General features: G+C 64.8%; 3 protein-coding genes. 1 reads left to right on the top strand and 2 read right to left on the bottom strand.

Translation table 11 applies throughout. The annotated features are described in order from the left end of the window. Positions 1-11 precede the first annotated feature (11 nt). Both A3ES_RS0137520 and A3ES_RS0137525 read right to left on the bottom strand, forming a co-directional pair. Positions 12-353: a hypothetical protein gene (locus tag A3ES_RS0137520; RefSeq protein WP_020391987.1), complete on the bottom strand. Its 342-nt coding sequence runs from the start codon at positions 351-353 to the stop codon at positions 12-14. Next, on the bottom strand, positions 337-1,563 hold the full coding sequence (locus A3ES_RS0137525; RefSeq protein ID WP_020391988.1) for a phosphotransferase: 1,227 nt from the start codon (positions 1,561-1,563) through the stop codon (positions 337-339). The genes A3ES_RS0137520 and A3ES_RS0137525 overlap by 17 nt, the downstream gene beginning before the upstream one ends. Before the next feature lie 2,867 nt (positions 1,564-4,430). Here A3ES_RS0137525 and A3ES_RS49800 point away from each other — a divergent pair. Next, positions 4,431-10,293, top strand: a 5,863-nt coding sequence (locus A3ES_RS49800) for a LamG-like jellyroll fold domain-containing protein (protein WP_475009013.1), incomplete at its 3' end; no start/stop codon positions are given.

The raw sequence follows: 10,293 nt of genomic DNA on the forward strand, positions 1-10,293 counted from the left end.
GGACAGCGAGATCAGCTAGGGGTGTCGGCCGACTCGTCGCCCGGGGTGTTTGCCGAAGCGGTGTCGCCGGGAGTGTTAGCGGAGGCTGCCCCCGCAGGGGTGTTGGCCGACGTGGTGTCGCCGGGTGTGTTGGCTGAGGCCGGTTCGCCTGGGGTGTTGGTGCTGGCTACCTCGCCAGGGGTGTCGGCAGAGGCTGCGACCGGCGCAGCATTCGTCGTACCGGGGGCAGTGGCCGTCGGGTTCGCCGGCTGCGGGTCGTTGAGGTTCGGCGCGGCGTACGCTGCGGTGCCCAGGCCAATCGTGGAGATGGCGGCAACAGATCCGACTACGGCCCACTTACGCGTTGCTGACATGGTGATTCCTTTCATCATGGAGCTCGTGGCTCCGGTTGACCCGGCCTGCGGCTTCGGCCCAGCGTTCGGCCAGGACGAGTCGTGCCCGGGTTGCTTGCTGCCAGCCGGCTTCCTGCACGCGGTGCGGTCCGGTGGCGAGTGAGAGGACGACCGACGCGACCCGCAGCCTCAGCTGGCGTGGGTCGACGTGACGGTCGAAGGTGGACAGACAGTGGGTGGCATAGGCGCCGATAGCGGCGGCATGACGCGGCAGCACCTCCGCAAGCACACTCAGATGCCCAACCAGACAAGCGAGATCATCGACGCGATCACCCGGCCCGGCCGTGTCGATATCCAGCAGCCCGCTCACCGAGCCCTGCGCGTCCACAAAGACCTGCGCCTCATAGGAGTCGCTATGCACCGGTACGACGGCCCCGGCATGGCTTTCGGCGACGATGGTGCCGGCAAGCTCGGTGGCAGCTCCAGCCAACTCCGGTACGACGGCGCCGACCGCACGTGCGTAGTACTCGGTCCGCCCCAGCCAGGACGACCGCCTGGGAGCATCGAGGAGCTCGGCCGGCAAACTGTCGAGAAGCGCGAGCAGCTCCGACGGATCCGGACGTGGCCCGCCTGAGCGCAGTACGGACCTCAGACTCCGACCGGGCAAGCCCTCCAGCACCAGCAGCCCGTCGTCGCTCCAACCCAGACTGCGAGGAGCCGGTACTCCGGCGCGTCTCAGCAGTCGGTGCCGATCGTGCAGCGCCTCGACCTTGGCCGACGGAACTACCTTCAAATAAAGGCGTCCCAGCGCCCCAGTCGCCTCGACGACCGCTCGCCGCAAGGGTCGATAGGACAACAACTCAAGCCTGACCTCCCCACCACCAAGGCCACAACTCTCAAAGAGCGCCGACACGGCCGCGGGATTCATCGCGGTCCGCATCCCCGGAAGCAGCGGGTCGGCAACAGCCGCCCAGACCCCGACCTCCAGCTCATCAGCCCCGATGACGGTGACGCCATCGGGCAGCGCGCCACCAGCAGTCGCGCACAACACCTCAGTCCGAGTAGCAGCCCCCTGCACCAGCTCGACGCGATAAGCAACCGTCGTACCGCCGGCCCGATGATCGACCTGCTCCGGCCGCCAGCTCACCAGCCGTCCGCCCGCACCTTCGACGGCGGTGGCCAGCAACTCGCCGGCCGCAGCCCCAGTGAGGAACCCGCTGTCTTCCGCCATACCCAGAACACTGCCGGGCCACTATGAGGGACCCGTTAGCCCAATCTGAGAGCTCTCTCATCCACCATCGGTCGGCAGTGCCAGATCGGCCCGCATAGCGATCCGGATCGCCCGCAGCGGCCCCCAGGCCTGGGTTGCAGCGCGCGGCCCGGACCGCCACCACTCACTAACCTCGCCCGGCCAGTCCTGGCCAGGCGTGCGTGAGCGTGCCTTGGGGTGCGTAGAGCAGGTTGGTCAGTGGTGGCGGTCCGGGCGCTCTACTCACCGCGGCTGAGCACGACGGCCTGGTGACCTGTCTGCACCAGTTCGGGTGCCAGGTTGCTGCTGGTGGGGAGGGTTCTGGCCGGACCTGGGGCGGATCTTGGCCCCGAACGGGGACATTTGCCTCCCCGACCGCGGTGATAGCGAGCAGGCCAGCGCTACCCATCCCGCCGCCCGACGCCCCTCATCAAGGCTGTCCGAGCGGCTCGTGTTCAAGAGCGTTACAGGTTTTTCGGGAATGTGCAGGTTGTTGCCAATTGGTGGCTGTCGGTAGTGATCGGGTGCTAATTTACGGGCGGCGCTGGTGGGGTCGGGGGACCCCGGGGTCTTTGTCAGGTCATCCACGCCCAGGGGGATCGAGCATGCCCACGTCCAGGCTGTCTTTTCGCGCGCGCCGGAACCGGGTTCGTACTGCGAAACTGGTCGCGATCGGTGTTGCGCTCGCGGTGCCACTAGCTGGTTTCGGGCCAGCGACGCAGGTGGCACCCGCGGCTGCCAGTACTCCGACCTTGCCGCAGGCTGCGATGTCAGGGAAGGGTGAGCCGTCGGCGCCCGTCCAGCGGCTGGGGTCGGGGAAGATCCCGCCCGCGCCTCCGCAGACGAACACCGTGAAACCGCCGTCGTTGCGGTCGATGTTCCCGGTAAACGCCGCGAAGCCAGTAGACGCGGCGCTGGAGCAGCCGGCTCCGAAGGATGTCCCGGCGTTGCCTCCGCAGCAGTCGGCCGTGAAGGGTTTCGACGCGAAGACGAGCCGGGAGATTCTGGGGAAGCGGGATCGCTTCACGCAGACGTTCGTCAACGCGGATACGACTGAAACGACCGTGGTGTCGCCGGCGCCGCTCAACTTCAAGAAGCCGGACGGGTCCTGGGCGGACATCGATCCGAACCTGAGGCTGGCTAATCCGGGCGGTTGGGAGACGATCTCGACCGAGCTCTACTCGTGGATCGCGCCGAAGGCGGACGCGGATCCAGTGGCCAGGATCGAACTGGGCAATGGTCACAACGTCGGCTGGGCGGTGTCAGGGGCGACGGGCGTCGCCGGACAGCTGTCCGGTAACAAGGTCCTGTTCGCGGATTTCATGGCTGAAACCGACCTGGAACTGGAGTCACAGCCGCGGGGGATCAAGGAGACGATTGTTCTCAAGTCCGCGACGGCTGCCCGTGCGCATGTCTTTCCGCTGAGCCTGTCGGAGAATCTGACAGCAGCCCTGGTCGGCCGAGAGATCGTCCTGACCGATGAGCACGGTACCGAGCGCGCGCGAATTCCCGCCGGGACGATGGAGGACTCGAATTCTGTCGACGGCCACGCGACGTCGGAAGCGGTGGCGTACGAACTGGTGACGGTTGACGGCCGCCAGGCGTTGAAGGTCACGGCGGACAGTGCATGGCTGGACGATCCGGCACGGGTGTACCCGGTGCGGATCGACCCGACGGTGTACCCGACCGACCGGCTGACGCCGAACTACGCAGTGAGCGCGGGTCTGAACGGCTCGGTGAGCGGCGCGAGCGACCTGCAGATCGGCTGCCGCCCAGCAGCAGGCAGCACGAGTTGTTCGTCGGGTACGGGCTGGAACGCCTACAGCGCCTTGCTGTACTTCCCGAACCTGGTGGACGCCTTCCGGTACGACAGGATCGACGCGGCGAACCTGGAGGTGATGAACTATCAGGCTGACACCTGCTCGTCGCGGGCAGTGAATGTGTATGGCGCGATGGAGGGCTGGTCGGGAACTCCGCTGTCGCAGTTGAAGTACCCAGGTCCGCAGATGACGCCGTCGGTCATCGCGTCGAAAAGCTTCTCGCGTGGCTATGTGTCGAACAGTACGGGTACGACGGCGTGCGCGCCGATGTACGACTCCCTCCCCTTCAACGACGCCGGTCTCTCGTGGTTGCAGAGCCTGGTGGATGGCAAGCGGTCGAACTTCGGCTTCGCGATGATGGCCAACCAGCGGACCGATCGCTTCTCGTGGAAGAAGTTCGCGGGGATCAATACCGCGAATCCGCCGAGGCTGGCGGTGACACACTCGCCGTACCGCGCCGACTATGCGTTCCGGAGCCAGAGTCCGGCTGACTATGTCGCGCAGGACAAGAACGGCAAGTTCCCGATGACGATCACGAACCTGGGCGGCTTCACGTGGCAGCCGGGTGACGATTACATGAGCTACCGGGTGTTCAAGAACGGTCAACGGGTCAATGTAACGTCGCTGACCACGCCGGTGACAACCTCGGTTCCGCATGGCGGGAAGATCAATCTGGATGTCGCTGTTGGTGCTCTGCCTGGTTCTGCTGACGGTGTCGACTATCAGATCGAGTTCTCGATGGTGCATCGTGATACAACGATCCATCGGTGGTACACCGATTGGGGAGTCGACCCGGCGCCGCGGCTGATCACAGTGCTAAACGTGCCACCAGTGGTGAATCCGGCGAAGGTGTGGCCGCTGAACGGTGCCCAGGCGTACACATTGACTCCGCAGGTGTGGGCGGACGGTATTGACCCGGATGCGCCGGAGAGTACGTTGAAGTACAGCTTCCGGATCTGTGAGGTCGTCGGTTCGAATCACACCGTGGGTTGCTTCTTCAGCGGTGCATACTCGTCCTCGAAAACGTGGATGGTTCCGGCCGGCAAGCTGGGGTGGAACCGCGAGTACGAGTGGCAGATCTATGTCCAGGACAACGACGGCGAGCACACGATCGGGCCGGCGATCACGTTGTTCACCGACGTTCCGCAGCCGACCATCACGTCGCACATTGCGAACAACGACGGCAAATCGCAGGACAAGCCGTACGACCCGGCGATCGGAAACTACACGACGTCGGCGTTGGACATCGTCGTGCCTGTGGCAGGACCGGAGCTGAACGTTGCCCGGACGTATAACAGCCTCGATCCGCGGCGTGACGGCTTGTTCGGCGCAGGTTGGTCGAGTCGCTACGACATGCGGCTGGTGATCGAGAACGACGGCAGTGCGCTGGTCACCTATCCAGATGGCCGCCAGGTGCGCTTCGGGAAGAACGCTGACGGCACCTTTGCCGCGCCGCGCGGCGCGAAGTCGGTGTTGACCGCCAGTACAGCGAACGGGCCGTGGACACTGCAGATCGCGCCAGGGACGAGGTACGAGTTCGCGGCCGGTACAGGGAAGCTGAGCAAGATCCACAGCACGCTGGGCAAGCCGCTGGCGTTGACCTATCGCGCGAACGGGACGTTGGAAGCCGCGGTGAGCCAGGATGGCGCAGGCCGCAAGCTGACCTTCAACTGGACTGCTGACAACAAGCACGTCGCATCGGTGAGCACGCAGCCGGTCAACGGGACCCCTTTGACCTGGACCTATGAGTACTCCGGTGACGCGCTGACGAAGTCGTGCAACTCGGAGCAGAAGTGCACGACATACGGGTCCGCGCAGGGCTCGCACTATCGCAGTGCAGTGCTGGACAGCAGGCCCGACGGCTACTTCCGGCTGTCGGACGATGGTGCCGACAACGACGCCACCAACGAGATCGACATCGCGCTGAACGATGGCTTCGGTACCTACAACGGAGTCCAGTTCGGCCAGGACAGCCCCCTGGCCGGGGTCGGTGATGCAGACAAATCGGTCAGGTTCACCGGCTCTTCTAGCGTGAAGCTGCCGCACGGTCTGGCCACCCGCAGCCGGGATGCGGCGATCGAACTCTGGTTCAAGACCAGCGGCACGGCGGGGCAACCACTGTTCGGGTACGGATGGGCCATCAAGGGTCAGATCAGCCGCGGTATGCCAGCGCTGTACGTCGGCAGTGACGGCAAGCTGCGTGGTCAGTTCTGGCATGGATCTGCCGCACCCATGACATCGGCTCCCGCAGTCAACGACAACCAGTGGCACCATGTCGTGCTGAGCTCCGTGGGCACCCGGCAGTCGCTGTACCTGGATGGCGTCGCGATTGGCACGATCACCCAGAGCGTGGTCGACCACGACTTGTTCACGATGAATCAGGTCGGCTCCGCCACGGTCGCAACGCCGAGTGCCTGGCCGGCCTACGGAAATGAGACGACGAAGTACCTCACCGGTCAGATCGACGAGGTCGCGCTGTACTCGCACCCGCTGACGACGAAGGAAGTTGCTGCCCATTGGCAGCAAGGCCTTACCTCGGCTGACCAGTTGACGTCCATCACGTCCGGGGCTGGCCGAAGCACTGCCGAGATCGAGTACAACCCGGCCAAGGATCGTGTACAACGCTATGTCGACGCGGACGGCGGCGCTTGGACGATCGGCGACCCAAAGGTGACCGGTACGAGCAAGGACCTGCTCCGCACCGTCAATGTCACAGGACCTGGCTCCACCTCATACGTCTACGAATACGACGCACTGGGTGGCTGGTTGCTGCGTACTGGCCGACCGGTGGCTGCCGACACCCACAAGCCCTGGACGGTCGACACGACGCCGCATTGGCCGGAGGACTACTCGGTCCGCAGCTTCACTCATGACAAGACTGGGCAGCTGACCAAGGTCACCGGTGAAACTGGTGGCGAGGTCAGCATGACCTACGACGCCCGTGGCAACGTGCTCTCCACCAAGACCTGCCGCACGGTGCCCGCGGCGGATTGCCGGACCGACTACAACACGTACCACGCGCACGAGGCATGGCCGCCGCTGGATCCGCGATGGGACAAGCTGGCAGCGTTCCGCGATGGCCGGTCGGCGAGCGCGACTGACGACACCTACAAGCGGAGCATGAACCTGACGGTGTCGGGTGATGTCGCGTCGGAGTTCAGCCCCGATGGTGGGTTGAAGACCTACACCTACACCGACGGTGTGCAGACTGGGCCGGATGGGAAGGCGATGCCACCTGGGCTGTTGAAGACCGCGACGGTGAAAATGAGCTCGTCGGTCACCTCCTCGACGCAGTACCTGTACAACGAGCACGGTCAGTTGGTGCAGTTGACCGCACCTTCGGGCCTGGTGACGAAGTACACCTATGACGAGATCGGGCGGAAGAAGACCGAGACCCAGGTTTCGGACACGTACCCGAGCGGTGTGACCACGACCTACGAGTACGACAAGATGTCGCGGGTCATCGCGATCACCGGTCCGGTCACCACCGATGCGGTGACCGGAGACCAGCACCAGCAGAAGGCAGACCTCGAGTACGACGCCGATGGCAACGTCACGAAGACGACCGCGCGGGATCTCAAGACCCCGGACGAGCCGCGGGTGACGACGCTGGAGTACGACGACCGGAACCGGCTGGCTCGCACGATCGATGCCACTGGCAAGGAAGCCCAGCAAGGCTATGACGCGTCAGGCAACAGGACGTGGTCGGAAGACGCGAACGGGAACCGGTTCGAGTACAAGTACAGCGACCTCGACATGCTGACCGAGGTCTGGGACATGAACCTGCCGGCCAACCCGAACAACCCGCCGCCCGATGGGCCGCGGGAGGGCATCGAGTACGCAGTACGGTCCAAGACCCAGTATGACAAGGCCGGCCGTAAATCTGCCGACGTCGACGCGATGGGCAGAGTCGTCACGTACCAGTACAACGCCGACGACACGTTGAAGAGCAGGACACTGGTCGGCTTCCACGACCCCGACGGCACGACGCGCAACGTCATACTCGAGAACAACGTTTACGACGCTGCGGGCAACCGCATCGAGGCAAACACCGACAACAACACATTCACCACCAAGTACACGATCGATGCGGCAGGCCGGGTCCTGACCGAAACGGCTGACCCCAATGGCCTGAAGCGGAAGACGACCTACACCCACGACCTCGCCGGCAATATCACCAAAGAGGAGACGACCGGCGGATGGTCGAATGCCGACATCGCCGGGCCGACCGCAGTCACTGATGTCACGAGCTATGTGTTCGATGCCGCGGGGCGGCGGGTGTCGCAGACGGTAGAGAACACTGGTGGTGTTCAACTCACGACGTCGTGGACCTTTGACCAGCGTGGGTTGTCGACGTCGACAACGGCACCGCGTGGCAATGCAGTCGGCGCAGTCAAGGCCGACTTCACCACGACCTACAATTACGACGAGCTGGGCCGCCAGGTGAAGACGGTGGCACCGAAGGTCAAGGCGGAGCAGGACGGCGGCACTCCGGCTGACGTGCAGCCGACGGCTCTGGTCGGGTACGGCGCGTTCGGTCAGGCGACCTCGTCGAAGGATGCTCTCGGCAACATCGTGAAGTCGGGCTTCGACCAGCTCGGCCGGACGGTCGAGGTGTCGGCGCCGCAGTACACGCCGCCGGGTGGTCAAGCGGTGACGCCGAAGTCGAGGTTCGAGTACGACGCCGTCGGCAATGTGCTCGCGCAGATCGACGAGCGGGGGAACGCCACCCGGTTCACCTACAACTATCTGAACCAGCAGGTCCAGATCGATGCGCCCGGCAAGACGAACGATGATCGGGCTCTCACCAAGATCACCTACACGCCGAACGGTGAGGTCGAGTCGACGACCGATCCGTTGGGTGCGGTGAAGAAGTTCACCTACGACGATCTGGATCGCGTCGTCACCTCGACCGATGTCGAGCGCAAACCGGTTGCGGGCAACTTCGTCACGCGGCTGACGTACGACGATAGGGACAACGTCGTGAAAGCCCAGACACCGTCTGGTGCCTTTGCGACTAGCACCTACGACAGTCTCGGGCAGGTCATCCAGTCCAACGACCCGAACGGCGTGATCTCCAAGTTCGGATACGACTACGTCGGGCGGCAGGTTCGCAGTACGGACGGGATGGGGCGCAGCGGCGTCGCGACGTACGACCGGGTCGGTCAGTTGGTGGCGTCGAAGACCCTGGATGCGGCGAATGCATCGCTGGGGACCACGCAGTTGGCCTACGACGCGGACGGCAACCTGATCTCGTCGACGCCGGCGAGTGGGAAGCGGCCGACGATCTTCACGTACGACGCAGTCGGGCGGCTCACCAAGCAGGTCGATCCGGTGACGGCGACGGACTCGATCACCATCGGGTACGGGTACGACGCCGCCGGGAACCGGACGCGCTACACCGACGGGCGCGGCAACTCGACCATCTACTCGGTGAACTCGCTCGGGTTGCCGGAGAAGGTGATCGAGCCTTCGACCACCACTCACCCGGCGGCGGTTGACCGGACCTGGACGGCGTCGTACGACGTGGCAGGTAATCCGGTGTCGTTGTTGTCGCCGGGCGGGGTGCAGCGGGCGCGGACGTTCGATGCTGCAGGGAGGTTGGCCAAGGAGGAGGGCACGGGTGCGGAGGTCTCCACTGCGACTCGTGACCTCGGCTATGACCTTGCCGGGCGTCTGGCGACCTCGAGTTCGTTGGATGGCGTCAACACCTATACCTACAACGATCGCGGGATGCTGCTGCGCGCGGATGGCCCGTCGGGTACGTCGACGCAGGGCTATGACGCCGACGGTCAGCTGACTCAGCGGATCGACGCTGCGGGTACGGCCGACTTCACCTACACCAACGGTCGGCCGACCACGGTGACGGATCCGGTCACGCGGTCTCTGCAGACTCTCGGTTACAACCTTGCCGGACAGCTTTCCACGATCGACTACGGCTCGGCGCGGGTCCGGACGGTCGGGTACGACGCTTTCGGCCGGATGAACTCCGACACGTTGAAGGCCGGCACCGCCTCGGTGTCGTCGGCGGTGTACGGCTATGACGCTGACAACAACGTGGCTTCGAAGAAGACCACTGGGGTGGCTGGTGCTGGTGACAACACCTACGTCTATGACCAGCTTGGTCGTCTGACGTCGTGGACGGCTGGCGCCAAGACGACGGAGTACGGCTGGGATGCCGCCAGCAACCGGATCAAGAACGGGACCAAGCTGGCGACGTACGACGAGCGGAACCGCCTGATCAACGACGGCACCTCGACCTACACGTACTCCGCGCGGGGAGCGCTGCTCTCCAAGGTCAGCGGGGCGACAACGGAAGCATTCACGTTCGACGCTTTCGACCGGATGATCCGCAGCTCGGATCGCGACTTCGCCTATGACGCACTCGACCGTCCAGTCCAGGCCGGCACGGCCCGAATGCGCTACGACGGCTTCAGCGACGAGCCAGTGTCCGACGGAACCCAGTTCTTCGGCCGAAGCGCCGGCGACGGCCTCTTGTCGGTGGGCTACGACACCACCAAACGCCTCGTCCTGGCCGACCGCCACGGAGACGTCTTCGGCGGCTTCGACCCCACCGACACCACCCTGACCACCGGCCTCCCGGACTCCCGCACCTACGACCCCTTCGGCAACTCAACAGCCGCCAACGGCCTCAAGTACCGAATCGGCTACCAAGGCGACTGGACCGACCCCCGCTCNGGCGACGTCAATCAGGGCGCCCGCTGGTACAACCCAGACTCCGGCACCTTCAACTCCCGCGACACCATGACGTACAACGCGGGCGTCGCCTCCTCCCTCCCCAACCTCTACGCCTACGGCGCCGGCAACCCCGTCACCCTCAACGACCCCACCGGCAACCGCGTCATCGACCCCAATGATGACCCGCGCTGTT

The organism is Kribbella catacumbae DSM 19601 (genome assembly GCF_000372465.1).
Lineage (GTDB): Bacteria > Actinomycetota > Actinomycetes > Propionibacteriales > Kribbellaceae > Kribbella > Kribbella catacumbae.

Coding starts and splice junctions, on each gene's coding strand:
- A3ES_RS0137520 (WP_020391987.1), bottom strand. CDS start 353: ATGTCAGCAACGCGTAAGTGGGCCGTAGTCGGATCTGTTGCCGCCATC.
- A3ES_RS0137525 (WP_020391988.1), bottom strand. CDS start 1,563: ATGGCGGAAGACAGCGGGTTCCTCACTGGGGCTGCGGCCGGCGAGTTG.